19 protein-coding genes are annotated in these 24,322 nt (G+C 69.5%); 7 read left to right on the top strand and 12 right to left on the bottom strand.

The window, feature by feature from the left end; translation table 11 throughout:
* Nucleotides 1-22 precede the first annotated feature (22 nt).
* On the top strand, nt 23-1,615 hold the full coding sequence (locus TW83_RS06345) for a PAS-domain containing protein (protein WP_239441295.1): 1,593 nt from the start codon (nt 23-25) through the stop codon (nt 1,613-1,615).
* Here TW83_RS06345 and TW83_RS06340 read toward each other — a convergent pair whose 3' ends face one another.
* The 7 genes from TW83_RS06340 to TW83_RS06310 form a co-directional block, all read right to left on the bottom strand.
* Nucleotides 1,616-6,094, bottom strand: coding sequence for a translocation/assembly module TamB domain-containing protein (locus TW83_RS06340; RefSeq protein WP_045981931.1), 4,479 nt, complete (start codon nt 6,092-6,094; stop codon nt 1,616-1,618).
* On the bottom strand, nt 6,094-7,953 hold the full coding sequence (locus TW83_RS06335; RefSeq protein WP_045981930.1) for an autotransporter assembly complex family protein: 1,860 nt from the start codon (nt 7,951-7,953) through the stop codon (nt 6,094-6,096). The genes TW83_RS06340 and TW83_RS06335 overlap by 1 nt, the downstream gene beginning before the upstream one ends.
* Nucleotides 7,954-8,066: 113 nt before the next feature.
* Nucleotides 8,067-8,993: a glucokinase gene (locus tag TW83_RS06330; RefSeq protein WP_045981929.1), complete on the bottom strand. Its 927-nt coding sequence runs from the start codon at nt 8,991-8,993 to the stop codon at nt 8,067-8,069.
* Nucleotides 8,994-9,007: 14 nt separating this feature from the next.
* On the bottom strand, nt 9,008-10,114 hold the full coding sequence (gene ugpC / locus TW83_RS06325; RefSeq protein WP_045981928.1) for a sn-glycerol-3-phosphate ABC transporter ATP-binding protein UgpC: 1,107 nt from the start codon (nt 10,112-10,114) through the stop codon (nt 9,008-9,010).
* A gap of 3 nt (nt 10,115-10,117) precedes the next feature.
* Nucleotides 10,118-10,972 (bottom strand): carbohydrate ABC transporter permease, encoded by an 855-nt coding sequence (locus TW83_RS06320; RefSeq protein WP_045981927.1) that lies wholly within the window; start codon nt 10,970-10,972, stop codon nt 10,118-10,120.
* On the bottom strand, nt 10,962-11,834 hold the full coding sequence (locus TW83_RS06315; RefSeq protein ID WP_045981926.1) for a sugar ABC transporter permease: 873 nt from the start codon (nt 11,832-11,834) through the stop codon (nt 10,962-10,964). Before TW83_RS06315 ends, TW83_RS06320 begins: the two co-directional genes overlap by 11 nt.
* 65 nt (nt 11,835-11,899) lie before the next feature.
* Nucleotides 11,900-13,141 (bottom strand): ABC transporter substrate-binding protein, encoded by a 1,242-nt coding sequence (locus tag TW83_RS06310; protein WP_045981925.1) that lies wholly within the window; start codon nt 13,139-13,141, stop codon nt 11,900-11,902.
* Between the two features lie 181 nt (nt 13,142-13,322).
* Between TW83_RS06310 and TW83_RS06305 the strand changes: the two genes are divergently transcribed.
* The 3 genes from TW83_RS06305 (at nt 13,323) to TW83_RS06295 (ending at nt 15,918) form a co-directional block, all read left to right on the top strand.
* Nucleotides 13,323-14,027, top strand: a complete 705-nt coding sequence (locus tag TW83_RS06305; protein WP_045981924.1) for a response regulator transcription factor — start codon at nt 13,323-13,325, stop codon at nt 14,025-14,027.
* Nucleotides 14,014-15,426, top strand: coding sequence for an ATP-binding protein (locus tag TW83_RS06300; protein ID WP_052714677.1), 1,413 nt, complete (start codon nt 14,014-14,016; stop codon nt 15,424-15,426). The genes TW83_RS06305 and TW83_RS06300 overlap by 14 nt, the downstream gene beginning before the upstream one ends.
* A 69-nt stretch (nt 15,427-15,495) precedes the next feature.
* Complete coding sequence (locus TW83_RS06295) at nt 15,496-15,918, top strand: hypothetical protein (RefSeq protein ID WP_045981922.1); 423 nt, start codon at nt 15,496-15,498, stop codon at nt 15,916-15,918.
* Here TW83_RS06295 and TW83_RS06290 read toward each other — a convergent pair whose 3' ends face one another.
* From TW83_RS06290 to TW83_RS06275, 4 genes are all read right to left on the bottom strand, one after another.
* Complete coding sequence (locus tag TW83_RS06290; protein WP_045981921.1) at nt 15,919-16,659, bottom strand: amino acid ABC transporter ATP-binding protein; 741 nt, start codon at nt 16,657-16,659, stop codon at nt 15,919-15,921. It lies immediately after the preceding gene.
* Nucleotides 16,656-17,330, bottom strand: coding sequence for an amino acid ABC transporter permease (locus TW83_RS06285; protein WP_045981920.1), 675 nt, complete (start codon nt 17,328-17,330; stop codon nt 16,656-16,658). The genes TW83_RS06290 and TW83_RS06285 overlap by 4 nt, the downstream gene beginning before the upstream one ends.
* Before the next feature lies 1 nt (nt 17,331).
* The gene (locus tag TW83_RS06280; RefSeq protein WP_045981919.1) at nt 17,332-18,087 is read right to left on the bottom strand and encodes an amino acid ABC transporter substrate-binding protein; all 756 of its coding nucleotides are present in this window, start codon (nt 18,085-18,087) and stop codon (nt 17,332-17,334) included.
* Between the two features lie 172 nt (nt 18,088-18,259).
* Nucleotides 18,260-18,886 (bottom strand): enoyl-CoA hydratase/isomerase family protein, encoded by a 627-nt coding sequence (locus TW83_RS06275; protein ID WP_045981918.1) that lies wholly within the window; start codon nt 18,884-18,886, stop codon nt 18,260-18,262.
* A 75-nt stretch (nt 18,887-18,961) separates the two neighbouring features.
* On the opposite strand from TW83_RS06275, the gene TW83_RS06270 reads away from it, so the two are divergent.
* The 3 genes from TW83_RS06270 to TW83_RS06260 all read left to right on the top strand — a co-directional run bounded on the left by TW83_RS06270 (nt 18,962) and on the right by TW83_RS06260 (nt 22,775).
* Nucleotides 18,962-20,584: a hypothetical protein gene (locus TW83_RS06270; protein ID WP_045981917.1), complete on the top strand. Its 1,623-nt coding sequence runs from the start codon at nt 18,962-18,964 to the stop codon at nt 20,582-20,584.
* A 66-nt stretch (nt 20,585-20,650) separates the two neighbouring features.
* Nucleotides 20,651-22,012, top strand: coding sequence for a TldD/PmbA family protein (locus TW83_RS06265; RefSeq protein WP_045981916.1), 1,362 nt, complete (start codon nt 20,651-20,653; stop codon nt 22,010-22,012).
* Nucleotides 21,999-22,775 (top strand): 3'(2'),5'-bisphosphate nucleotidase CysQ, encoded by a 777-nt coding sequence (locus TW83_RS06260; RefSeq protein ID WP_045981915.1) that lies wholly within the window; start codon nt 21,999-22,001, stop codon nt 22,773-22,775. Before TW83_RS06265 ends, TW83_RS06260 begins: the two co-directional genes overlap by 14 nt.
* Here the strand turns inward: TW83_RS06260 and TW83_RS06255 are convergent.
* A complete protein-coding gene (locus TW83_RS06255) occupies nt 22,772-24,310 on the bottom strand; it encodes a hypothetical protein (protein WP_045981973.1) in 1,539 nt (512 codons plus the stop codon). The genes TW83_RS06260 and TW83_RS06255 overlap by 4 nt on opposite strands.
* Nucleotides 24,311-24,322 lie beyond the last annotated feature (12 nt).

The following is a 24,322-nucleotide window of genomic DNA, read 5'->3' as shown; positions in this document are numbered from 1 at the left end:
CGAACGGAAGGGGGCGTCGGCAGTGGACATTCAGGGTGCAGGTCTTGTGGCGATGGCGGTCCTGTGCGGGACGGCGTCGGTTCTTCTGGCGGCGGCGGTGATCCGGGTCTGGGACCGCCGACAACCGGGACAGGGCCGCGCGGCACGGGCCGGCCACGCGCTGGACGGCAAGGTGCAGCCGATGGTGTTCCTGTTCCGCGCCGCGCGCCTGGTCGACGCGACCGCGCCGGCCCGCGCGCTGCTGGACCGGATGGGCGCGCCGGATGACGACTGGCTGCGTCTGATGCGCTGGATCGGACCGCGCTTTCCCGACGCGCCCGACCGCCTGTCCATGTTGCCCCGCCTTGGCCGGATCGAGCTGGTGGGCCAGCAGGGGCGGGGCAGCGCGACCCTGCGCCTTGTAGCCGAGGATCTGGGCGACCGGCTGTGGCGCGTCAGCGTCACCGATCCGGGTGCCGAACATGCGGGCATCGTGGTCGATTCGATGTCCCTGCAGGCGATGGAGGAAGAGCTGGACCTGCTGCGCGGCGCGCTGGACCAGACGCCGATGCTGGTCTGGCGCCTGGATGAGGAGGACCGCGTAACCTGGGCCAACGCCGCCTATCTGCGCCGTGCCGAGGCCCGGTCCGACGAGGCGCTTGGTTGGCCCCTGCCCCGCCTGCTGGACGCGCCGCGCCCCGTGCCGGGTGCGGGCACCGCCACCCGCCGCGCCGGACTGGAGGATCAGGGCGCGGTGTCCTGGTACGACTGTCACAGCCACCGCATGGGCGACGAGGTGATGATGTTCGCCCTGCCCGCGGACGCCGCCGTGCGCGCCGAACGCAGCCTGCGCGATTTCGTCCAGACCCTGACCAAGACATTCGCCGACCTGCCAATCGGGCTGGCGATCTTCGACCAAGGCCGGAACCTGCAGCTGTTCAACCCGGCGCTGATCGACCTGACTAACCTGCCGACGGGCTTCCTGACCGCGCGGCCGTCGCTGTTCGATTTCCTGGACCAGCTGCGCGAACAGCGCATGGTGCCCGAACCCAAGGACTATCGCAGCTGGCGACAGCACATGGCCAATCTGGAAAGCGCTGCCGCCAACGGCCACCACGTCGAGACATGGTCCCTGCCGGGCGGTCAGACCTATCGCGTGACCGGCCGCCCCCATCCCGACGGCGCGGTGGCCTTCCTGTTCGAGAACATCACCTCCGAAATGTCGCTGACCCGCGAATTCCGGGCAGAGCTGCTGCTGGGCGCGCATGTCTTGGACGGGCTGGAGGACGGGCTGGTGGTCTTTTCGGACGCAGGCCAGCTGGTCCTGTCGAACCAGGCCTATCGCGGCTTGTGGGGCGCGCCGCCCGAAAGCCTGGCCGATGCCATCGCCACCTGGGAGGCCGCGGCCCCCGCCGGGCGGGGCTTTGCGGCACTGCGCGACGCGCTGAACCATGCCGATGCCCCGCGGGCCAGCGGCGCGATGGCCGGCCCCCAAGGCCAGCTGCTGGGCTGGACCGTCACCATCCTGTCGGGCGGGCGGCGGATGCTGCGATTCGGAATTGCTTCGGGTCAGGTGATGTCCCAGGGCTTGCCCCAGGACACGCGCCCCCTGTCCAGTGCGATCGGCGCCGACTGATCAGTAGTCGCGCTCGAAGAACACTCCAAGCGAGCTGCCCCCGTCGCTGCCCACCGATCCCCGCGCCCGCAGCGATTGCGTGATGTCCAGGTTAAGGTTGATCGACGACCGCCCTCCCTCGCCCACCGAAACGTCGGTATAGACGTTCTCGGACAGATAGCGTCCGGCACGCAGTTCGATGTTGCCCTCGTCGTCGGTCGTCAGGTCCAGGTCGTCCAGGCCCGCGCTTTCGCGCAGGTTGCTGATGATCCCGTCGCCGCCGCGCCCGGCCAGCACCGCGATGGCATTGGCCAACTGTGCCGCCTGAAGCGGGCTGATGCTGTCCAGCCCCCGCCCGAACAGCAGCTGGGACAGCACCTCCTCCTGCGGCAGTTCCGGAGAGGATTCGAAGGTGATGTCAGGGTCGCGGACCTCTCCGTCGATGATGATGCGGGTGGTGATCTCGTCGCGCTCGGTCTCGGCGACCAGGCGAATGACGGGGATCAGGCTACCCTGCAGCTCGACCAGACCCTCCGTCAGGTTGAAGCGACTGCCCAGCAGGTCGACCCGGCCGCGGATCAGCTGCAGGTTGCCGATGGGGATCGCGTTGCGGGCGGTGCCCTGGATGCGGAAGCCGCCGCCCAGTTCCGCGTCGATCCCGCGGCCGCGGATGAACACCCGGTTGGGCGCGTTGATGACCAGGTCCAGCGCCGGCGGCCGTCCCGGCGTGGCCGGCGGCCCCGACATGCCCGCGTCGCGCGAGGCCTGGCTGGGATAGGGCTCCAGCCCGGCCTTGGCGCGCGTGGCGCGGACCGGCGGGCGCTGGTTGCCGACATGGGTGATGTCGGGGATCGCCCGCGCGCCGCCCAGGCCGGTCGAGGGGATTCGGATCTCGGTCTCACCCAGGTCGATGCGGCCGGACAAGGTCTGGCCGGTCGCGGCCGTTCCGCTGAAGCGGACCTGCCCGTCGATGATCGTCTGGTACAGGTTCGGGTCGCGCAGCACGACCTGCGCCAGCGCGACCGAGATGTCGGTCGCCCCGTTCGTCAGGTCCACCGGCCCGGACAGCGTCACCCGCCCCCCGGCCGAGACGTTGGCCGCCCCGTCGATCTGCAGCCGCCCCGACTTGAACCCGGCGGTGACGTCGATCCCGTCCAGCCGCACCCCCTGGCCCGGATCGGCCAGCTGGCCGTTCGTCAGCTGCACCTGTCCCGACACCGCCTGCAGCGACGGGGCGCCCTGGACACGCAGGTTGATCGCCAGCGGGCCCGACACGCTGCGGGTCCGCAGGGTCGTGTTGGCCAGCGCGGAATCCGCGCTGCCATTGACGCCCAGATCGACGGTCGATCCGTCGCGGGCGGCGGTGCCCGCGATGCGCAGGTCGGTGCTGCCCGGCGCGGTGGCGCGCAGGTCGACCGCAAAGGACGGGCCCTCCTCGCGCACGGTTCCGGTCACCGCGACGGCGCCCGGAAATTCGGGGACGATCAGTCCCAGATCGGCCAGCCGCGCGTTCAGGTTGATGCCCGTCGCGGGCGCCCCGTCCGCGGTCACCTGCAGTTGCGGGTTGGTCACGTTCAGCCGCTGGACCGAGATGCCCTGCGCCCCCTGGCTGGCGGCCACATCGAACCGGGTCTGCCCTGCCAGGATCGGATCGATCCGCGGCTGGCCCAGGGACAGGCCGCTGGCGGTTCCGGTGGTCTCGATCCGGCGCGTGGTGCCGTCATCGGTCAGCCGCGCGTCGGCTTGGACCGCGCCGCTGATGCCGTTGCCAAGGAACCGCAGATCGCCCGCGTTCAGCGTGGCCGCGACATCGGTCGCCCCGGCGCCGACCTGGCCGGTGGCACTGGCCGACAGGCGCGGGTTCTCGACCTGCGCGGTGTCGATGGTGAAGATGCCGCCCTGTTCGGTGCCGGTCACGGACAGGCGCGTCTCGCCCGCAAGGGCGCCGTCCACCTGCGCCTGGCCGAAGGACAGGTCGCGCCCGGTCCCGGTCACGGCCAGCCTGCGGATGCCGTCACCGGCCTCGGCAAAGCTGCCCTGCGCCTGCAGGCTGCCGCGCCATCCCGGCCCGAAGGGCGCCAACGACGCGACGTTCACGTCGCCGGTCAGATCGGTGACGCCCGGACCATAGGTTCCCTGCACCACCGCGCGCATCTGGTCATTGGTCAGCCGGCCCTCGGTGATCGTCACGACCCCGTCGCGTTCCGACGCCTGCAGCGCCAGCTGGGTCGTCCCGGTCAGCGCGCCATCCGCCCCCGTCGCGCCCAGGGACAGGTCCTGCCCGCTGCCCGTGACCTCGATCAGCCTTGCGCCATCCTCCTCGCGCAGCGTGGCGCGGGCCTGAAATCCGCCCGCCCAATCGGCGCGGATCGAGGACAGGTCAACGACCGCCACCTGCGCGACGGCGTCCAGCGCGCCTTGGGCAAAGCTGCCCTGCGCATCCGCGCTCAGCTGCGGGTTGGCCAGCCGGAAATCCTCCAGCTGAAAGCCCTGCGCCGTCTGCAGCGCGCTGGCGGTCAGCTCGGTCTGCCCGCTCAGCGCATTGTCCAGCGCCTCGATGCCGATGCGCAGATCCTGGGCCTGACCGTTCAGGGTCAGGCGGCGCTGGTTCTGCGGTCCGGTGACCTCGGCCGTGGCATCCAGCGACCCGCCCAGTTCTGGGCCGGCATCCGCCAGCGACGGCATGGACACCTGCGCGCGCAGATTGCTGGAGGTCGAGTTGATCAGGCCCTGCGCGGTCGCGGTCAGGCGGCTGGCGTTGACGCGGAAATCCTCGACCTCAAGGCCCAGCTCGTCGCGGCGCGCCTGCAGCAGGATCGTGGATTCGCCGTCCAGCAGCCGGACCAGCTGCGGCTGGTCCAGCGCGATGTCGCGGCCCGACACGCGCGCGTCGATGTCGAAGCTGCGGTTCAGCAGGACGTAATAGCCCTCGACCGTGGCATCCGCGCTGCCGGTCAGCGGCCGGCCCGCGACGCCCGACAGGCGCGTCAGATCGGTATACCGGGCACCTGCATCCACCGACAGCGTGATGCCGCTGCCCAGGCCCGAGACCAGGAAGTTGCCGTCCAGACCGTAATCCGCGCCGCGGACCCGCAGGTTCGTGATGTCGACCGCGTTGCCGGGGGTAAAGTTGAACCCGGTCCGCCCCTCGATCTGCGGGCCCACGGCCTCGGCCAGGGACGCGTCGTCAAAATCCAGATCGCGGGCGGCAAAGTCGATGGCGCCGATGACCTCGGACAGGGCGCCCTCGTCCAGGAAGATCTGGCCGCGCCCGGCCAGGTCCAGCGCGCCAAGCGCCACCCCGTCCAGGTTCAGCGCGCCGATGCCCCCGTTCAGGCGCCAACCGTCGCTTTGCGCCGCGTCATAGTCAAAGGTCAGCCGCCCGGAATCCACCGTCGCCCCCTCGCCCGCGAAGGGCAGCGGGACGGGCACCTGCGGGGCGCCCGCGTCGCGGCCCAGCATCACCTGCAGATTGGCCTGCTGGGGCGCGGACTGGTCGTTCGTCGACAGCGACCCGGCAATGCGCAGCGCCTCGGTGCGGATGTCCAGACGCGGAATGTCCAGGCGGCCAGTCTCGGCCCGCCAGCCTTCGGCCAGCAGCTGGGTGTCCTGCCCAAAGAAGGCCCGGTCCTGCGGTCGCAGCAGCGACGCGACATCGCCGCCCAGCTGGAACCGGAATCCGGTGCCGGGGGTGCCGTCGGCGCCGGTCTGGCCGTTGGCGCTGACCTTTCCGGTGATGCGGGGCTGGCCGTTCGTGGCCAGACGGATGTCGGCGGCGAAATCGCGGATCTGGCCCTCGCCGCTGATCTGGGCAGTCAGGGCGGGCTTGTCATAGATGCCGACAAGGTTGGCCAGCAGACCGTCGGCGGCCTCGTCCAGGCCCAGGTTCAGGCGCAGGATCTGCGTCTCGTTGGCATAGCCAGCGTCCAGCACGAACTGGCCGCGCGGGCCGTCCAGGCGGTCGACGGTCAGCTGGGCCGTGCCCTCGCCCCCCTCAAGGCTGATGCCGCCCGAGATGCTCAGCGCGGCCTCGACCCCGATCACCGGCTCGCCCAGCATCACGCGGTCGGCGCGGATCTGTTCGATGTTCAGCGACACGGGCAGTTCGGGCAGCGCAAAGACCGGCGCCTCGGCCTGCACGGCCGGTTCGTCCGACTGTGGCAGGCGGGGCAGCAGGATCTCGTCGGCGGACAGCTCCGCGATCTCGATCCGGCGGCGCAGCAGGGCGCTGCGGTTCCACTGGATCGCGCCGTTGCGCAGGGTCAGATAGGCGCCGTCCTCGTCCGAGATGCGCAGTTCGGTGAAGGTCGCGCGCGAGGACAGCGCGCCCTGGAACCCCTCGATCACCACCTGGCGCCCCTCTCCGGACAGGTTGCTTTCCAGCAGTCCGGTCAGAAATCCGCGGTCGCTGTCGGCCTCGGCGCTGATCTCGGCGGCGCTTTGGCCCAGCACGGCCATCGGGAACAGGACGACAAAGGCGGTGATCCAGAACTTGCGCATCAGAATGCCTGCCCCAATCCAAGGTAAAGTTGCACGCCGTTGCCGGTGTCGCCGCTGACCGGGCCGGCCACGTCGAACCGCAGCGGACCGATCGGCGTGTCATAGCGCACGCCCAGACCGGCGCCCGCATGATCGTCGCCCTCGCCGCCGAAGGCGTCGCCCGTCCAGACCTGGCCGTAATCGGCAAAGGCCACGACGCCGATCTTCTCGCGCACCTGGACGCGGAATTCGGCCGTGGCGCTGGCGACCGACAGGCCGCCGGTCTTGATCGGGCCGTCCGGGCCCGCGATCTCCTCGACCCCCAGGGACTGATAGGGATGGCCGCGCACCGTGCCGCCCCCGCCCGAGAAGAACAGATAGTTGCGCGGCGTGGTCGCAAGCTCGCTGCCAAAGACCGACCCCGCCCGCGCCCGGCCCGCCAGGGTGAACCGGTCATCGGCGCCGAACGACCGGAAGGCCCGCCCCTCGGCCAGGGCGCGCATGCCGGAACTGGTATCCTCGAATCCGGCAAAGGGCGTCACCTCGGCGGACAGATAGAAGCCGCGCTTGGCGTTGTTCTGATCCTCGCGGCGGTCCCAGATCACGTCCATCGGCAGGGCCAGGACCTTGAAGTCGGTGCGCCCGTTGGCGTCGAAGACGCGCGAGTACTGGTATTCCAGCGCCGCGTCGGCGGTCAGGCGATCGCTGAAGATGTGGTTCAGACCGAAACCCAACGTCGCCAGGTCCTCGTCGTAATCCTCCTCGCGCATCTGGGCCACCTCGGCCTCGACATAGGCGGTGGTGTCGGGGGTGATCGTGGCGGGGCGTTCCAGACGGATCGTCAGCTCGTCGTCGCGGTCGCTGGTCTCGGATCCGATGTCCTTGATCCGCCCGTCGATGCGCAGACGCTCGCCCCCGCCCAGCAGGTTGCGGTGCATCCAATAGGCCGACACCAGCGCCCCGTCCGTGGTCGAGATCTCGGCGCCGGCCCCGATGCGCCGGGGGGGCTGTTCGACCACGGCCAGGTCCACGTCCAGCGTGTTGCCGGGGCTCAGCGTCTCTGCCTCCTGCAGGGTGATCGCCGAGAACACGCCGGTGCGGCGCAGGCGCTGGCGGACGGTGTCCAGTTCCTGGGGGTCGAAGCGCTCTCCCTCGGGGAAGCCGGCGATCTTGCGCAGGCGGCGTTCGTTCAGGCGCTGGTTGCCGCTGACGGACATGCGCCCGAAGGTGACGGCCGGGCCGGGTGACAGGGCGATGCGGCTGTCGACCTGATCGGCGTCGTGATCGGCCACGATCTGCTGGTCGGCGACATCGGCCTTGGCATGGCCATAGGCGCGCCAACCGTCCACACCCGCCAGGGCCGTGCTGCGCATGACGCCGGTGCCCGCGATCTCGCCCGTGGCGTATTCGTCCGGGACCTCGGTGCCGGGGGCCACCGGGGCCATCTGGGCGCGTGAGAAGCGGAAGACCGGGCCGGGATCGACGGTCACGACGACACGGGACACCTGGGCGGGCGCGTCCAGGGGCGCCACCTCGGCGGCCTCGACCCCGTCCAGGGTGATGGTCACGGCGCCGTCGTAGAACCCCTGATCGTACAGCAGGCCCAGGATGCGGGCGTAATCGCCGCGCGCGGCCGCCAGCACGTCCTGTCCGGTGGTGCGATCCTCGTTCAGCGCGCCGGTCAGCAGCAGCGATTGGCGGATCTGGCGGGTCAGCCCCTCGTCCCCGCCGGCGACCTGCACGTCCAGCGCGACGGGCCCCTCGGATTCGCTGCTGCCGCCGAACAGGCCCGAGAACGGAGAGCTGCTTTGCGCCATCGCGGCACCCGCCACGCCAAGCGCCGTCCCTGCCACCAGGATCGCCCTAAGATATGCCCGCATCGCCTGCCCCGTCTTTTTGCTTGCGGCAATTCAAACAGGATCGACGGGGCGAATCCAGCAATCTTTGGGGATTTTCCCGGATTGGCAGTTAACCTTTGCGGGACCGGCGAAGCCTAGCTCAGGGCCGCCAGGCAGCCGTGCAGCGCCGCCATATCGTCGCGGATCAGAAAGACCGGCGTGTTTTCAGGGATATGGCGCATGTGGCTTTCCGCCAGGAAGGCCGGTTCGAACAGCGCCATCCGGTCGGCGATGCTGCGGCCCACGCTGCCGGCCAGGAACAGCCCCTCCAGCGGCATGAAGCGCAGCGACAGTTCGCGGCACAACAGCCCGACCAGTTCGGCGAACAGGTCATAGGTCGCGACGGCCGCCGGATCGCCCGCCTCGGCGGCGCGGGCGACGTCCTCGCTGCGCATGGGGGCGGTGCCGGTCATCGCGGCGTGCAGGCGCGACAGGCCGCGGCCCGCGAACGTCTCCTCGGTCGAAAAGAAGCCGGCCGCGGCGTCGGTGCCGACGCGGTCCTGCAGGCGGGCCATGATGTTGGCGGGCAGATGGGTGTGCCCCTCCTCGGCCTCAAGGACGGTGATCGCGCCGCCGGGCAGCACGCGCACCGCGCAGACGTTGAAGCCCGTGCCCAGGCCCACGACCAGCGCCTGCCCGTTACGGGCGCGGGTCACGGGGGCCGCGCGCAGCGTGCCCAGCTGTTCGCCCGCCAGCGACGGGGTGGAATAGCCAAGCGCCGACAGGTCGTTGATCAGCCGCACCTGGTCGGCATCGGTCAGCCGCGCCAGGTTGTCCTCGTCAAAGGACCAGTCGCGGTTGGTCAGCCGCGCGCGTCCGCCGCTGACCGGTCCCGCCACGGCGATGCACATGGACGAGATGTTGGGCTGGTGCTGTTCCGCCATGAACTGGCGCACCACGTCGTCGAAGCTGGCAAAGTCGTCGCCCTTGAAGCGGGTGACCGTGCCGGCGTCGATGGACCCGTTGCGCGCGATCGCCATCCGCGCATTGGTTCCGCCCACATCGCCCAGAAGCATCGCCATGCTGTCACCCCTTCTCAGTTCAGCCGTTCCCCGTCCTTAGGCGAGAAGTACGACACTTTCGAGAGGTCGAATGCCAGCGGAAACGGCTGGCGCGCCCGGACGGCGCTTTCCGCGCGCAGCCGCGCGGTGACAGCCTTGCCGCCCAGATGGGTGACGGCGAAGGTGTCGGCACCCGCCGGCTCGACGATCTCGATCATCACGTCGCCGCCTGCACCCTGCGCGGTTCCGGGCAGATGGGCGTTGCCCGTCGCCTCGTGGATGTCCTCGGGGCGCACGCCCAGGACGATCTGGTCGGGCAGGTCGCGGGCAACTGGGTCGGTGATGACCAGCGGCGTGTCGCCGGGACGGTCGATCTCGATCCGGGTCTGGCCCGCCTCGGACCGGACGCGGGCCGGGATCAGGTTCATCGCCGGGCTGCCCATGAAATCGGCCACGAACATGTTGGCGGGCTTGTTGTAGATCTCGGCCGGGGTGCCGATCTGCTGGATCACGCCGCCCTTCATGACGACGATCTTGGTGGCCAGCGTCATCGCCTCGATCTGGTCATGGGTGACATAGACGATGGATGCGTTCAGGTCCTGGTGCAGCTTCTTGATCTCGGTCCGCATAGACACGCGCAGCTTCGCGTCCAGGTTGGACAGCGGTTCGTCGAACAGGAACAGCGCGGGGTCGCGGACCAGGGCGCGACCCATGGCGACGCGCTGGCGCTGGCCGCCCGACAACTGGCCCGGCTTGCGGTCCAGCAGCGGCTCGATCTGCAGCTGGCGCGACACCTCGGCAAGCTTGGTGGCCTGGGTCGCCTTGTCGACGCCGCGCACCTTCATGCCGAAGGTGATGTTCTTGGCGACCGACATCGTCGGGTAGAGCGCATAGGACTGGAACACCATCGCGATGTCGCGGTCCTTGGGGCTGACGCCCGTCACGTCGCGGTCGGCGATGCGGATGGCGCCGCCGGTGATCGGCTCCAGCCCCGCGATGCAGTTCAGCAGCGTGGACTTGCCGCAGCCCGACGGGCCGACCAGCACCAGGAAGTCGCCCTCGTCGATGCTGATGTTGATGTCGTGCAGAATATGGGTGTCGCCATAGGCTTTCTGCAGGTGGTCGATTTCCAGAATGGGCATGGCTTATCCCTTGACGCTGCCGGCGGTCAGGCCGCGGATGAAGTATTTGCCGGCGACGACATAGACCAGCAGCGTGGGCAGGGCGGCGATGATCGCCGCGGCCATGTCCACGTTGTAGGCTTTGACGCCGGTGGTGGAGTTGACGATGTTGTTCAGGGCGACGGTCACGGGCTGCGACCCGGCCCCGCTGAAGCTGACGCCGAACAGGAAGTCGTTCCAGATCTGCGTGAACTGCCAGATCACCGACACGGTGATGATCGGCAGAGAGATGGGCAGGAAGATCGACCAGAAGATGCGGAAGAACCCTGCCCCGTCGACCTTGGCCGCACGCACCAGTTCCTGCGGGATGGTGACATAGTAGTTGCGGAAGAACAGCGTGGTGAAGCCCAGGCCATAGATCACGTGGACGAAGATCAGCCCCGGAATGGTGCCGGCCAGCCCCATCAGGCCCAGCATCTGCGCCATCGGCAGCAGCACCACCTGGAACGGGATGAAGCAGCCGAACAGGATCGCGGCAAAGAACAGGTTCGCGCCGCGAAAGCGCCACTGGGCGAAGACATAGCCGTTCAGCGCCCCGATGATGGTCGAGATCATCACCGCGGGCACGGCCATCAGGACGCTGTTCCAGAAGAACGGGCGCAGGCCCTCACACTGGGTGCCGGCGCAGGCGGATGACCAGGCCTCGGCCCAGGGGGCGAAGGTGATCTCTCGCGGCAGGGCCAGCAGGCTGCCGGTGCGGATCTCCTCGAGGGATTTCAGCGATGTCGTCAGCATGACGAACAGCGGCATCAGGTAGAACAGGGCGAACAGGATCAGGATCCCGTACAGGCCCCACCGCAGCACGGTCTTACTTGTCATGGCGCGGCCTCAATTCGCTGTAGAGATAGGGAACCACGATGGCGAAGATGACCATCATCATGATCATGGCGCTGGACGCCGCCTGCCCCAGGTCGCCGCGCGAGAACGCCATGGCGTACATGTAGGTCGCGGGCAGGTCGGTGGCATAGCCCGGTCCGCCGCCGGTCAGCGCGATGACCAGGTCGAACGCCTTGATCGCCAGGTGCGCCAGCACGATGAAGGCCGACAGGAAGATCGGCGCCATCGTCGGGATGATGATCGCGGAATAGATGCGGTGCGTGGGAATGCCGTCGACCTGGGCCGCGCGGATGATCTCGGTGTCGACCGAGCGCAGTCCCGCCAGGAACAGCGCCATCACGAACCCGGATGCCTGCCAGACGGCCGCCAGCACGACGGTATAGATCGCCATTTCGGGCTTGATCAGCCAGTCGAAGGTGAAATTTTCGAACCCCCAGCCGCGGATCGCCTGCTGGATGCCCAGGCCCGGGTTCAGGATCCATTTCCAGGCGGTGCCCGTCACGATCAGCGACAGCGCCATGGGATAGAGATAGATGGTGCGCAGGACGCCCTCTGCCCGGATCTTCTGGTCCAGGAAGATTGCCAGCATCAGCCCGATCGCCATCGAGATGACGATGAACAGGGCGCCGAAGATGAACAGGTTGTTCATCGCCACGTCCCAGCGGGGGGCGTCGAACAGCCGCTGATATTGCGTGATACCGTCCAGTTCATAGCGCGGCATCAGCCGCGAGCGGGTGAAGCTGATCCAGGCCGTCCAGGCGATGAAGCCATAGACAAAGACCAGGATCGCCACGAAGGACGGCGCCAAGACGACCTTGGGCACGTTGCGTTCAAGCCATTCCATTCCGGTAAACCCCCAAAGAAAAACCCCGCGCCCGCGATCCGGGGCGCGGGGTCGTCAGGCCGTGATCACATCGCGTTGGCGACGGCGTCGGCCAGTTGCGCCACGGCGTCGTCCGACGACATGTCGCTGTTGAAATGCGCGGTCACCACGTCGGTGATCGCACCGGCCGGCGCGCCGCGCAGCGCCATGCCATGCGCATAGCTGGGCAGCAGAGAGCCGTTTTCCGCATCCGCGGTCATGTCGGCGTTCGACTGCTTGGCGCAGTCGTCGAAGTCGTCCAGCGCAACGTCGGTGCGGGCCGGGATCGAGCCCTTGTTCAGGTTGAACGTCTTCTGGAAGTCCGGGCCCATGATCAGGCTGGCCAGAAGGGCCTGGCCCTGCTGCTTGTCCTCGCCGTCCAGCTCGAAGAAGGCGAAGCTGTCGACGTTGTAGAGGAAGCCCTCGCCCGGGGTGGGCGCGCAGACGAAGTCGACGCCCGGCTGCTTGCCGGCGGCCAGGAACTCGCCCTTGGCCCAGTCGCCCATGATCTGGAAGGCGGCCTCGTTGTTCATGACCATGGCCGTGGCCAGGTTCCAGTCACGACCCGAGAAGTTGTCGTCGACAAAGCCGCGAATGGTCCGCATCTGGTCGAAGACCTGCTTCATCGTGTCCGAGGTCAGCGCCTCGGGGTCCAGATCGACCAGCGCCTGCTGATAGAATTCCGGCCCGCCCAGGCCCAGAACGACCGTCTCGAAGATGGTCGCGTCCTGCCAGTTCTGACCGCCATGGGCCAGGGGCGTGATGCCCGCGGCCTGCAGCTTTTCGGCCGCGGCGTTGAACTCTTCCCAGGTCGTCGGCATCTCGATGCCGTTCTCGTCCAGGATCTGCTTGTTGCCCCAGATCCAGTTCACGCGGTGGACGTTCACCGGTGCGGCGCACCACTGGTCCTCACACTTCATGTGGGCGGCGATCTGCGCGGGCAGCACGTCCGCCCAGCCGTTCTCCTCGGCAACGGTGCCGATGTCGGCCAGGCCGGTCTCCTCGTACCATTCCTGGATCGCGGGGCCCTTCAGCTGCACGGCGGTCGGCGCGTTGCCGGCCAGCACGCGCGCGCGCAGTGCGGTCATCGCGGCGTCACCGCCGCCGCCGGCCACGGGCATGTCGGTCCAGGTGCCACCCTCGGCCGCGAACTGCTCCTGCAGGACGGCGACCGATTTCGCCTCGCCGCCGGACGTCCACCAGTGCAGCACCTCTGCGGTGGGTTCGGCCATCGCCGGCGCAGCCAGCATCACGGCGGTCGAAGCCGCCAGAACGGATTTGATGTTCATGGATCCTCCCAGATCTATCCCGCGCGGATTCGGTGATCCGCGTGTGGGTCGATCATGCCGCAAGCCCAGTCATGTCCGCAACGCAGTGCAGCCATGCGTCCAGCAGTTTTCGCAGCGTTACGTTACAAACTGTTACGTAACCCCTTCCTGCGATGCTAGATCACGGATCGGAGGACCGTTGATGAGCCTGCACCGCCTTCTGCTGGTCGAGGATGACGCCGACATGGCCGCCATGCTGGCCGCCTATCTGCAGCGCCACGGCCTGCACGTGACGCGCGCCGACAGCCGCGCGACCGCACTGGCCGCGCTGCGCGGCGGCCGGGTGGACCTGATCCTGCTGGACGTGTCCTTGGGCGATGACGACGGCGTCGCCATCTGCGCCGAGATCCGCGAGGCGCAGGACGTGCCCATCATCATGGTCAGCGCCCTGTCCGCCGACCACCAGCGCATGGCCGGCTACGAGGTCGGTGCGGACGACTATATCGCCAAGCCCTTCAACCCCGACCTGCTGCTGGCGCGCATCCGGGCGGTGCTGCGCCGCGCGGGCCGCGCGCCCAGCCTGTCGCACCGCAAGCGCGACAGCGTGCTGCGGTTCGCGGGCTGGCGCTATGACGCGCGGCGCGACGAGGTGACCGCCCCCGGCGGCTGGCAGGTCAGCCTGTCGTCGCGCGAGACCGCGCTGCTGCGGGTGTTCCTGGCCAATCCGCTGATCCCCCTGACCCGCGACGAGATCGCCGCCGCGCTGGACGACGACGAGGCGGCCGAGGGGCGCGCGATCGACATGCTGGTCGGCCGCCTGCGCCAGAAGACCGACCCGGCGCTGATCCGGACCGAACGCGGGCTGGGCTATGTGCTGTCGGCCGAGGTCGCGCGTGACGCTGACTGACCGCCTGTCGCTGCGGGTGGTGGCAAGCCTGTGGGTCGTGCTGGCGATGCTGGCGGGCGGCGGGTCGGTCTGGCTGTGGACCGCCAGCGACACGGCCTGGGACGCGCATCTGAACCGCGCCTATATCGCCGGTCTGGCGCTGGCCGACAGCCTGGAGGCGGGCAGCGCCCTGCCCCAGGGCCTGTCGCAGGTCCAGCTGCGCGCCGCGCCCGACCTGCCGCCCGGCTGGCGGCAAACGGTGATCACCCTGACCGGCGGCGGCAGGCCCGACCTGTCGCAGGGCGCGCGGCTGTCGGTGCGCATCCAGTCGCCTGATCTGACCTATCCCGCGGCCGAGGTCCAATCCGTCGGCGGCGGCAGCCAGGCCGCGGGCCTGGCCTCGATCACACGCACCCTGGCGCGGTTCTGCAGCGAGCCGCGGCTGTTCGTGCAGCAGGACACCGGCCCATGGATCCGCGTGGACGGTGCGCCCGTCTGGGGCTGCCAGGCCGCGCCGCCCGACCGCCGCCTTCTGGCCGGGGCGCTGGCCCTGGGGGCGCTGGCCCTGCTGCTGGGCTGGGTGGCGGGGGTCGCGGGGGCGTTCACCGCCTTTGCGGCCGCGCTGCGCGATCACCGCGCCCGCACCGCCGCCCTGCCCGTCGGCGGCGTGATCGAGCTGCGCCAGACCGCCGAGGCCGTGAACGCCTATGTCGCACAGGACCGCGCCGCGCTGGAGAACCGGGCCCTGGTCCTGTCGGGGGTCAGCCACGACCTGGGCACTCCCGCCACCCGCCTGCGCCTGCGCAGCGCGATGATCGAGGATGCCGCCCTTCGCGACCGCCTGGACCGCGACATCGACGAGATGACGACGATGATCGACGGCGTCCTGACCTATACCCGCGCCGAGATCGGGGCCGAACCGTTCCGCCAGCTGTCCCTGACATCCCTGGCCGAGGCGGTCGTGGCCGATTATCAGGACGTGGGCCTGCCCGTGACGCTGCGCCAGTCGTCGCTGCCCCCTGCCCGCGCCGGCACGCTGTTTTCACGAACCACCAGCCGTCCGACGGTGGACAGCCACGCCCTGCTGATGCGCGGCCAGCCCACCGCACTGCGCCGCGCGCTGTCCAACCTGATCGACAACGCGTTGAAATACGGGCGCGAGGCGCAGGTGCTGACCGGCGGCGACGCGGACGAGGCCTGGATCTCGGTCACCGACCGCGGATCGGTCCTGACCGAGGACGACTTGGCGCGCCTGACAGGGGCCTTTCAGCGCGGAGAGAATGCCGGCACCGCCAGCGGCGTCGGGCTGGGCTTGGCCATCGTGTCGACCATCGCCGCGCAGCATGGCGGACGGCTGGAATTCCACCGCGCGCCGCAGGGTCTGGAGGCCCGCCTGGCACTGGCGCGCAGTTGGGCGTAAGAGGGGCCGACGGAACTCTTGCGAACAAAACCGCGTTTTGTTGGGGAATTCGCAAGAAAGGCTATCATCATGACCCGTGCAGACCGCATCACCCGCCTTGGCTGCGCCGGCGTCGTGGCGCTGCTCAGCGTCACGCCGGCGTTGTCGGCCAGCCCCAATCAGCCGGTTCAGGGCTGGAGCGCGATGCAGGGCATCGAGCCTGCCGCCCTGTTGGAGGACATCCAGACCATGCCGGTGTCGGAAATGGCGGTCGACGACCAGCCCTATTGCGCCGATGATGCGGAAATCGCCGCGACGCTGGAACAGGATTTCGCGGAACATCCCGTCGACATGACCGGCGTGCAAGGCACGCAGCTGTGGGGGTCCGATCAGCTGGGGACATGGACACTGGTCGCGCCGCGCGATGATCAGACCAGCTGCATCATCGCTAGCGGCATCGGCTTCAGCGATGACCGCAGCACGCAGGCCTATTTCCAGGTAGCAGGGTTGTAATCAGCCCACGCGACGCAGGAAGGCCCGTGTGCGGTCGTCCTGCGGATTGCCGAAGATCTGCGCAGGCGGCCCCTGTTCCACGATCCGCCCACCTTCCATGAAGACCACCCTGTCCGCGATTTCGCGGGCAAACTGCATTTCATGGGTCACGATCAGCATGGTCTGGCGTCCGTCAGCAATGCGGCGGATCAGGTCCAGAACCTCGCCCACCCATTCGGGATCCAACGCGCTGGTCGGTTCGTCGAACAGCATCAGGTCCGCGTCCAGGGCCATTGCGCGACCGATGCCGACGCGCTGCTGCTGACCGCCGGACATGGCCGCCGGATAGCTGTCGCCCCGATCCGCCAAGCCGATCTGGGCCAGAATGTCATCCGCCCGCGCCCGCGCCTTGTCGGCGGGCCAGCCGCGCACAGTGGTCAGCCCTTCGGTGATGTTCCCGCGGGCGGTCTTGTTGGCGAACAGCGCATAATTTTGGAACACGAACCCCGTCCGCCGCCGCAGGCCCAGGATCTGCGCCTTGGTCGCGCGTGCGGCATCGACCGTCACGTCGCCCATGCGGATCGTGCCCTGATCGGGCGTGTCCAGCCAGTTCAGGCAGCGCAGCAGGGTCGATTTCCCAGTTCCGGACGGCCCGATGATCGCCACGCGTTCGCCCGGCTCCAGGCACAGGTCGATGCCGTCCAGAACCGTGTTGTCGCCAAAGCGCTTGACCAGTCCGGTGATCTCGATCTGACAGCTCATCGCGCGACGGCCTTTCCAAGGCTGGATTCCAGCCGGCGCTGGCCGACCGACAGGGTTTCGACGATCACCCAATAGAACAGCGCGACCACCAGGAACGCCTCGAGGTACAGAAAGCTGCCTGCGGCCTCCTTCTGGGCGGCGCCCATCATCTCGGTCACCCCCAGGGTGAAGGCCAGCGAGGTGCTTTTGATCATGTCGATGAAATAGTTCATCAGCGTCGGCGCCGCGGTCCGCGCCGCCTGGGGCAGGATGATCCGGCGCAGCAACTGGCCTTGGGTCATGCCGATGGAGGCTGCCGCCTCCCACTGGCTGCGGTCGACGCCCAGGATGGCGCCACGGATGCTTTCGGCCATATAGGCCGAGAAATGCAGCGTCAGGCCGATGATCGCGGCGGTGACGCCGTCGATGCCGGTCATCGCCGGCACGATCTGGGGCAGGCCGAAATAGAACAGGAACAGCTGCACCAGCAGCGGCGTGCCGCGGAAGAAGCTGATGAACACCGCCACGATGCGGTCCAGGACCGGCACGCGCAGCACGCGCACGATGGCCAGCGCCGACCCCAGGGTCAGCGCCGCCACCATCGCGACGATCGCCATGAACAGCGTCAGCGGCACATAGCCGGCGATGACCGGGACCAGGTCCCACATGTAGGCGGTGTCCAGAGGCCGCATGTTACTGCGACACGGGCTGCGTCACGTCGGCATCCAGCCATTTCTGAGAGATCTCGGCCAGGGTGCCGTTCTCCTTCAGGGTGGTGATGGCCGCGTCAACGCGGTCGCGCAGCGCCTGACCGGCCTCGTCGTTGCGGAAGGGCAGGGCGTTCCTGATCTCCGAGAAGGGCTCTCCGGCCAGTTCCAGCGGCAGCGGGCTCTGCGCGATCACCTGGGCCGAGGACACGCGGTCCATGACGAAGGCATCGACCCGGCCCAGCGCCGTGTCCTGTTCGATGTTGCTTTCATATGTGCGGATGTCGATCTGGTCAGCATTGGGCAGTTCGCGCAACAGCTGTTCGAAGTTCGATCCCAGGTTCACCGCGACCGTCTTGCCGTCCAGGCTGTCCGGCCCCTCGATCGCGGCCGGGTTGCCCTCGCGCGTGACGATCTGGGCGCCGTCATAGACATAGGGCTGGGTGAAGGCGAATGCCGCCTCGCGTTCGGGGGTGATGGTGATCTGGTTGGCGATGGTGTCGATGCGGTTCGATTCCAGCGCGCCGATCAGGCCTGAAAAGGACATCGTGACGAATTCGACCTCGTCGCCGGTCTCTTCGGCGATGGCGTTCAGGAAATCCACCTCGAAGCCCTGCAGTTCATCCGCACGGGTGAAGGTGAAGGGGAAATAGCCGCCGGACATGCCGACGCGGATCGTGTCGGCCGCGGCGGGCAGGGCGGTGGTCAGGGCAAGGGCGGCGGTCAGGACAAGCGTGCGCACGGGAAATCTCCATAGGTTCTTGGACGTTACCTGCGATCTGGCAATGCGATCCGCAAGCGGGGCGGTGGCAGAAAAGGACAAAGATGCGGCAGGCCGCAGCACCGCGGAACAAGCCCTGCTGGCGCAACGGCGGGCGGGGAACTTCGTTCCATGACGGGTCCGGAGACCGCGATCAAGCGCGCGAAGGCCGCGTCATCGCCTTGATCGTGGCGACATGGGCGGGGTCGGCGGCCAGGGCATCGGTGGCCAGGGCGCGCGCGGCGTCCATCAGGTCGGGCGCGGGCAGGATGCGGTCGACCAGGCCCCAGGCCAGCGCCTCGGGCGCGTCGATCCGGGCGCCGGCCATCAGGATCATCCGCGCCCGCGCGGGCCCCACCAGCGCCACCAGGCGCGCCGGGTCGCTTGGCTGCGGCAGAAAGCCCAGCCGCATCACCGGATAGAAGAACCTTGCATCGGGCACCGCCAGGCGGATGTCGCAGGCCAGCGCCATGCCGAAGGCGCCCCCGGCCAGCGACCCGTTCAGCGCGGCGACGGTCAGGCAGGGCAGGGCGGCCAGCGCGGCGGACAGATCCTCCCATTCGGGGGCCGTGGCCAAGCCCGCGCGGGCCTGGTCCAGGTCCGCGCCGGCCGAAAAGACCCGGCCCGCCCCGGTCAGGATCAGCGCCCGCGCGCCGCTGTCCAGGGCCTGCGCCACACCCGCGCGCAGGTCGCGCAGCATGTCGGCGGTCAGGGCGTTCGCCTTGTCGGGGCGGTCGATCGTCAGCAGGGACAGGCCGTCCCGGTGGTGGCTGCGGATCACGACTTGTTCCCTTTCCCTTTCGGCGGCACTGTGTCAGGAATCCCCCCGATTTCAGGTTTGCGAAAGGTATCCGCCATGAACCGTCCCCTTGCAACCTCGGCGCTTGCGCTGATCCTGGGCGCGGGCCCGGCCCTTGCAGACGTCACCCCCGCCGAAGTCTGGCAGAGCCTGCAGGACAGCTATGAACAGATGGGCTATGCGGTCCAGGTCGGTTCCGAGTATGCCTCGGACGAGGCGATCACCCTGACCGACGTGGTCCTGACCGTCGACGGAGAGGCCGATGCCCCGGACATGGTCCTGACCCTGCCCGAAATCGTGCTGACCGCGGTCGGCGATGGCACCGTGCGGTCGGTCGTGGGCGGCCAGATGACGCTGGAGAGCAGCGCCGTGCCCGAGGGCGACGACGAGGCCGTGGGCTTTTCGATGACCATGGACGCCCCCGGCAACGAGACGATCAGCTCGGGCACGCCCGAAGCCCTGACCCATGACGTGACCATGCCCACGCTGACCATGTCGGGCCGCGCGCTGGACGACCAGAACGAGGTTCCGCTGACCGCCACGCTGACCGGCGTCACCGGTAGCCAGACCGTCACCACCGCCGCCGACGGCGCCAGCACCCAGACCTTCGAGGGTCGCGCCGATGCGCTGGAGGCGCAGATCACCGCCTCGGGTCCGTCGCTTGCCGCCACAGATGCGCCTGAAACCGAGACCGCGCCCGACGCCACCGACGCGCCGGAGGCATCCGAGGCACCCGACGCCCCGGCGGCCACCGCAGAGACCGACGATTTCCAGGCCGCGATCACCATCGCCGACCTGACCATGCAGGGCGACGGCACCAGTCCTGCGGGCGAGGTCAACTTTGGCAGCCAGCCCACGCAGGCGCTGCAGGCGGGCTTTGGCGGCAAGGGCAGCTTTGCGATGGGCGCGACCAGCGGCAGCTTCACCGCCAGCACCCTGACCGCGGATGGCAGCCGGAACGATTCCGAAGGCAGCTTCCAGGCGGCAAGCGGCACGCTGGCCGTCGGCATCTCCAAGGACGGCCTGTCCTATGAAGGCGGGCTGACCGACATGACGACCAACCTGACCGCCACGGACATGCCCTTCCCGATCGCCTATGGCGCGGCGGAGAACCGGTTCCGGCTGGCCATGCCGATCGTGGCATCCGACCAGGAACAGCCCTTTGCGCTGACCTATGTGCTGGACGGGCTGACTCTGGACGACGCGATCTGGCAGGCGCTGGACCCCGAGGCGGCGCTGCCGCGCGATCCGGCCAGCCTGACCATTGACTTGGAGGGGACGGCCCTGCTGACGCAGAACTTCATGGATCCCGACTTTCCGCAGCCGGTGGAGCCGGGTCCTGACGGCGCCGCGCCCATGCCCCTGCAGCCGCGCAGCCTGACCATCAAGGAACTGGCCCTGGACGCCGTGGGCGCCACCGCCGACCTGTCCGGTGCGCTGACCTTCGGCGAGGATCCCAGCCAGCCCCTGGGCAAGATCGAGGGCACGTTCGGCGGCATCAACAGCCTGCTGGACACGCTGGTCGCGATGGGCGTCGTGCCGCAGGAACAGCTGATGGGTCCGCGCATGATGATGGCGATGTTCGCCCGCCCGGTCGAGGGCAACCCCGACCAGCTGCAGACCGAGATCGAGTTCCGCGACGGTGGCGCGATCTTTGCCAACGGCCAGCAGATCCAATGATCCGCATTCCTTGACAGCGGGCCGGGGCATCCGTCCCGGCCTGATCCTTTCGCCTGTGAGGCCCGTATGACCGACGCCGCCGACCCCCTTCGCCTTCAGCGCCTGTCCGAGGCGCTGATCGATGCCGCGCGCCGTGCCGGGGCCGACCAGGCCGACGCGCTGGCCGTCGACGGGCGGTCCGTCAGCATCGACATGCGGGCCCGCGCGCTGGAACAGGCCGAACGCGCCGAAGGGCTGGAGATCGGGCTGCGCGTGCTGGTGGGCGGGCGCCAGGCGGCGGTGTCGTCGTCCGACCACCGCGACGCCGCCATCGTCGAGATGGCCGCCCGCGCCGTCGCCATGGCGCGCGAGGCGCCGGTGGACGATCATCTGGGCCTGGCCGATCCAGGCCAGCTGGCGCGCCATCGCGACGCCGCCGGCCTGGAACTGGCCGAGGACGCGCCCGAACCCGAACCCCAGCACCTGCAGGACCTGGCGCAGCGCGCCGAGGCCGCGGCGCTGGACGTGGCGGGGATCTCTCAGGTCGAGGCGGCCAATGCGAGCTACAGCCAGCGGCGCATGTGGCTGGCCGCGTCGAACGGGTTTTCGGGCGGCTATGCCCGGACCGGGCATTCGCTGTCGGTCGTGGCGATCACCGGCGAGGGGCTGCGGATGGAGCGCGATTATGCGGGCGAATCCCGCACCTTCGCCGCCGACCTGCCCACCCCCGAGGAGATCGGCGCCCTGGCCGCGGAACGCACGCTGGCCCGCGCAGGCGGGCGCAAGCCGCCGACGGGCGCCTATCCCATCCTTTATGACCGCCGCGTGTCGGCCTCGCTGATCGGCCATCTGCTGTCGGCGGTGAATGGGTCGTCCATCGCGCGCGGGGCCAGCTGGCTGCGGCGCGACCTGGGCCAACCCGTCCTGCCCGCCGGCATGGACCTGGCCGAGGATCCGCTGCGCCCGCGCTATCCCTCGTCGCGCCCCTTCGATGCCGAGGGACTGCCCACGCGGGCGCGGATGATCGTGGCCGACGGCGTGCTGCAGGGCTGGACGCTGGACCTGGCCACGGCGCGCAAGCTGGGGATGGACAGCACCGCATCGGCGGCGCGGGGGCTGGCCTCAAGCCCGTCCCCCAGCCACAGCAACGTCATCCTGACGCCGGGGCGCGTCAGCCGCCAGGACCTGATCGAACGGATGGGCACCGGCCTGATCGTGACGTCGATGCTGGGGGCGTCGGTGAATGGCACCACGGGCGATTATTCCCGCGGCGCGGCCGGGTTCTGGGTTCAGGACGGCCGCATCGCCTGGCCGGTGAACGAATGCACCATCGCGGGCAACCTGCGCGACATGCTGATGACGCTGGAGGCCGCCGACGACGCCCTGCCGTGGCGCGGAACCGAGGTGCCCAGCCTGCTGGTCCAGGGCATGACCGTTGCCGGGGGCTGAGGCCGACCTGGACCTGCTGACCGCCGCCGCGCGGGACGCGGGGCGGATCGCCCTGCGGTTCTGGCGGCGCGATCCGCAGGCCTGGGACAAGGGCGGCGGCGCCGGCCCGGTGACCGAGGCCGACCTGGCGGTCAACGACGCCCTGCACGCGACCCTGACCGCCGCGCGCCCCGATTACGGCTGGCTGTCCGAGGAATCCGAGGCCGACCCCGCCCGCCTTGACGCCGAACATTGCTTCATCATCGACCCGATCGACGGCACCCGCGCCTTCATCGACGGGCAGGACGGGTTTTCCCATTCGCTGGCCGTGGCACGGGGCGACCGGATCGTGGCCGCGGTCGTCCACCTGCCGGTGCTGGACCTGACCTATGCCGCCCATGTCGACGGCCCCGCCACGCTGAACGGCGCCCCCATCGCCCCGACCAATGCATCGATCGAGGGCGCACGGGTGCTGACCTATCGCGCGGTGGCCGATGCGCCGAACTGGCACAGCGGCATGCCCGGATTCCGGCGCGAGTTCCGGTCTTCGCTGGCGTGGCGGCTGTGCCTTGCGGCCGAGGGACGGTTCGACGCGGCGCTGTCGCTGCGCGCGGCGTGGGAATGGGACATCGCCGCCGGGGCGCTGATCGCGGAACGCGCGGGCGCGCGCGTGACCGACCGGCGGGGCCAGCCGATGCGGTTCAACAGCGAGGCCGCGCAGGTGGACGGGCTGATCGTGGCAGGCTCGCGCCTGCACGGCGCGCTGCTGGCCGCGCTGCGCTAGATCAGCCGTGATCCCGCGACCTGCAGCAGGCCCAGCCTGCGCAGGCTGTCCACCGGGTATCCGTCGCTGCCCATCAGGTCCAGGCTGAAATCCGGCTCCAGCCTGCGCAGGGCCAGGAGGGCGCGGACGGTGCCCTCCTCGTCGCGCTGCGCGTATCGCAGGGCGGCCAGAAAGCGCAGGGCAGGGCGGTTGTCGGGGGCAAAGCGGTGCACGGCCTCCAGGTGGCGGGTGGCGGCGGACAGATCGCCCGCGCGCATCATCGCCACCCCGATTCCCAAGTGCCAATTGGCGGGGTTCAGACTGGACAGCGCCTGGTCCAGCCCGGCCCGCGCCTGCGCCGCGGAATCGGCAAAGCGGTCGACACCTGCCAGCGCGCGGGAATGGGCCAGCCGCGCCAGGGGGTTGCCCGGATCGGCCAGCACGGCCTGGCGCGACAGGTCGAAGGCGATCTGGTCGCGGTCCAGATAGGCCTCGACCACCGATTGCACGGCCAGGGCGGTGGCGTGGAAGGGCGCGGCCCGACGGGCGCGGGCGGCAAGCTCTGCCGCCTCGGCGATGGCCTGGCGGGGATCGGGGGTCAGGCGTTCAAAGGCGTGGGTCGTGCGGATCCAGGCGCGCAGCGACAAGGTCACCGCCGGGGTGATGCTGTCGCCCAGCTGCGCCAGGACCTGATCGGCGCGCGCCAGACGGGACGCGGAAAAGCTGAACACGTCCGCGAACGAGATTCCCATCGCCGCCCCAAGCGCCCGCCCCTGGTCCAGCACCTGCAGCATCCCCAGGCAACAGCGCGCGGCCAGGTCGTCCAACCGTCCGTCCAGGCCGGCCAGCGGCGCCGTCAGCCGCTGTGACCACATCACCCGGCCCGACGGCTGGTGGATCAGCCGCACCAGCAGGCTGAAGACGCCGCCCTGCACGTTCGCCATCGACGATACCCGCACATAGGCCCCCCGCGGCGCAGCCCCCGGCGAAAGGACCGCGATGGGCAGAAGGTCTGCGGCCCTGCCCGCGGCCTCGGACAGGATCATCGTGGCAAGCACCATCGCATCCTGCCCGATGGACACCGGGTCGGACAGCAGCAGGTCGGGCATCGCATCCGCCGTGGCGACCTGGGGCGTACGGGCGGCCGCGGTCTGGCGCGCATCGCGCAGCCAGTCCTCGAACTCCGGGTCGGGAATATCCAGGTCGGCCGCGAATTCGGGCACCTGGCCGTCGGGACCGGGGCGGGCGGCCAGATCCACCTGCACCCGGTCGGGGTCCAGCCCGACCCAGCCCGGCCCCGTGACCAGCGCGTCGCGGGCGGGGCCAAGGCCCTGGCGGATCTCTCTCAGCAGTTGGCGCAGGCTGGCATTGCCGTGATCGGGGTCGCGGTCGCTGAACAGCAGGTCCTGCAGCCGCGCCCGCGTGACGCGCAGGCCCCGGGCCGTGCCCAGTACCGCCAGCGCCCCCCGGGCCCGCATGCCCCGCGGCGTCAGACGGCGGTCGCCTGGGCCGGTCATCTCGACCGGACCGATCAGGTGCAGGGTCAGACGGTCCATGGCGTTGTCCCA

This window comes from Paracoccus sp. S4493 (assembly GCF_000967735.1).
Lineage (GTDB): Bacteria > Pseudomonadota > Alphaproteobacteria > Rhodobacterales > Rhodobacteraceae > Paracoccus > Paracoccus marcusii.
Note: the sequence above shows the minus strand (reverse complement) of the source record. Positions and strands in the feature narration are given on the sequence as shown.

Coding starts and splice junctions, on each gene's coding strand:
- TW83_RS06340 (WP_045981931.1), bottom strand. CDS start 6,094: ATGCGCAAGTTCTGGATCACCGCCTTTGTCGTCCTGTTCCCGATGGCC.
- TW83_RS06335 (WP_045981930.1), bottom strand. CDS start 7,953: ATGCGGGCATATCTTAGGGCGATCCTGGTGGCAGGGACGGCGCTTGGC.
- TW83_RS06330 (WP_045981929.1), bottom strand. CDS start 8,993: ATGGCGATGCTTCTGGGCGATGTGGGCGGAACCAATGCGCGGATGGCG.
- ugpC (WP_045981928.1), bottom strand. CDS start 10,114: ATGCCCATTCTGGAAATCGACCACCTGCAGAAAGCCTATGGCGACACC.
- TW83_RS06320 (WP_045981927.1), bottom strand. CDS start 10,972: ATGACAAGTAAGACCGTGCTGCGGTGGGGCCTGTACGGGATCCTGATC.
- TW83_RS06315 (WP_045981926.1), bottom strand. CDS start 11,834: ATGGAATGGCTTGAACGCAACGTGCCCAAGGTCGTCTTGGCGCCGTCC.
- TW83_RS06310 (WP_045981925.1), bottom strand. CDS start 13,141: ATGAACATCAAATCCGTTCTGGCGGCTTCGACCGCCGTGATGCTGGCT.
- TW83_RS06305 (WP_045981924.1), top strand. CDS start 13,323: ATGAGCCTGCACCGCCTTCTGCTGGTCGAGGATGACGCCGACATGGCC.
- TW83_RS06295 (WP_045981922.1), top strand. CDS start 15,496: ATGACCCGTGCAGACCGCATCACCCGCCTTGGCTGCGCCGGCGTCGTG.
- TW83_RS06290 (WP_045981921.1), bottom strand. CDS start 16,659: ATGAGCTGTCAGATCGAGATCACCGGACTGGTCAAGCGCTTTGGCGAC.
- TW83_RS06285 (WP_045981920.1), bottom strand. CDS start 17,330: ATGCGGCCTCTGGACACCGCCTACATGTGGGACCTGGTCCCGGTCATC.
- TW83_RS06270 (WP_045981917.1), top strand. CDS start 18,962: ATGAACCGTCCCCTTGCAACCTCGGCGCTTGCGCTGATCCTGGGCGCG.
- TW83_RS06265 (WP_045981916.1), top strand. CDS start 20,651: ATGACCGACGCCGCCGACCCCCTTCGCCTTCAGCGCCTGTCCGAGGCG.
- TW83_RS06255 (WP_045981973.1), bottom strand. CDS start 24,310: ATGGACCGTCTGACCCTGCACCTGATCGGTCCGGTCGAGATGACCGGC.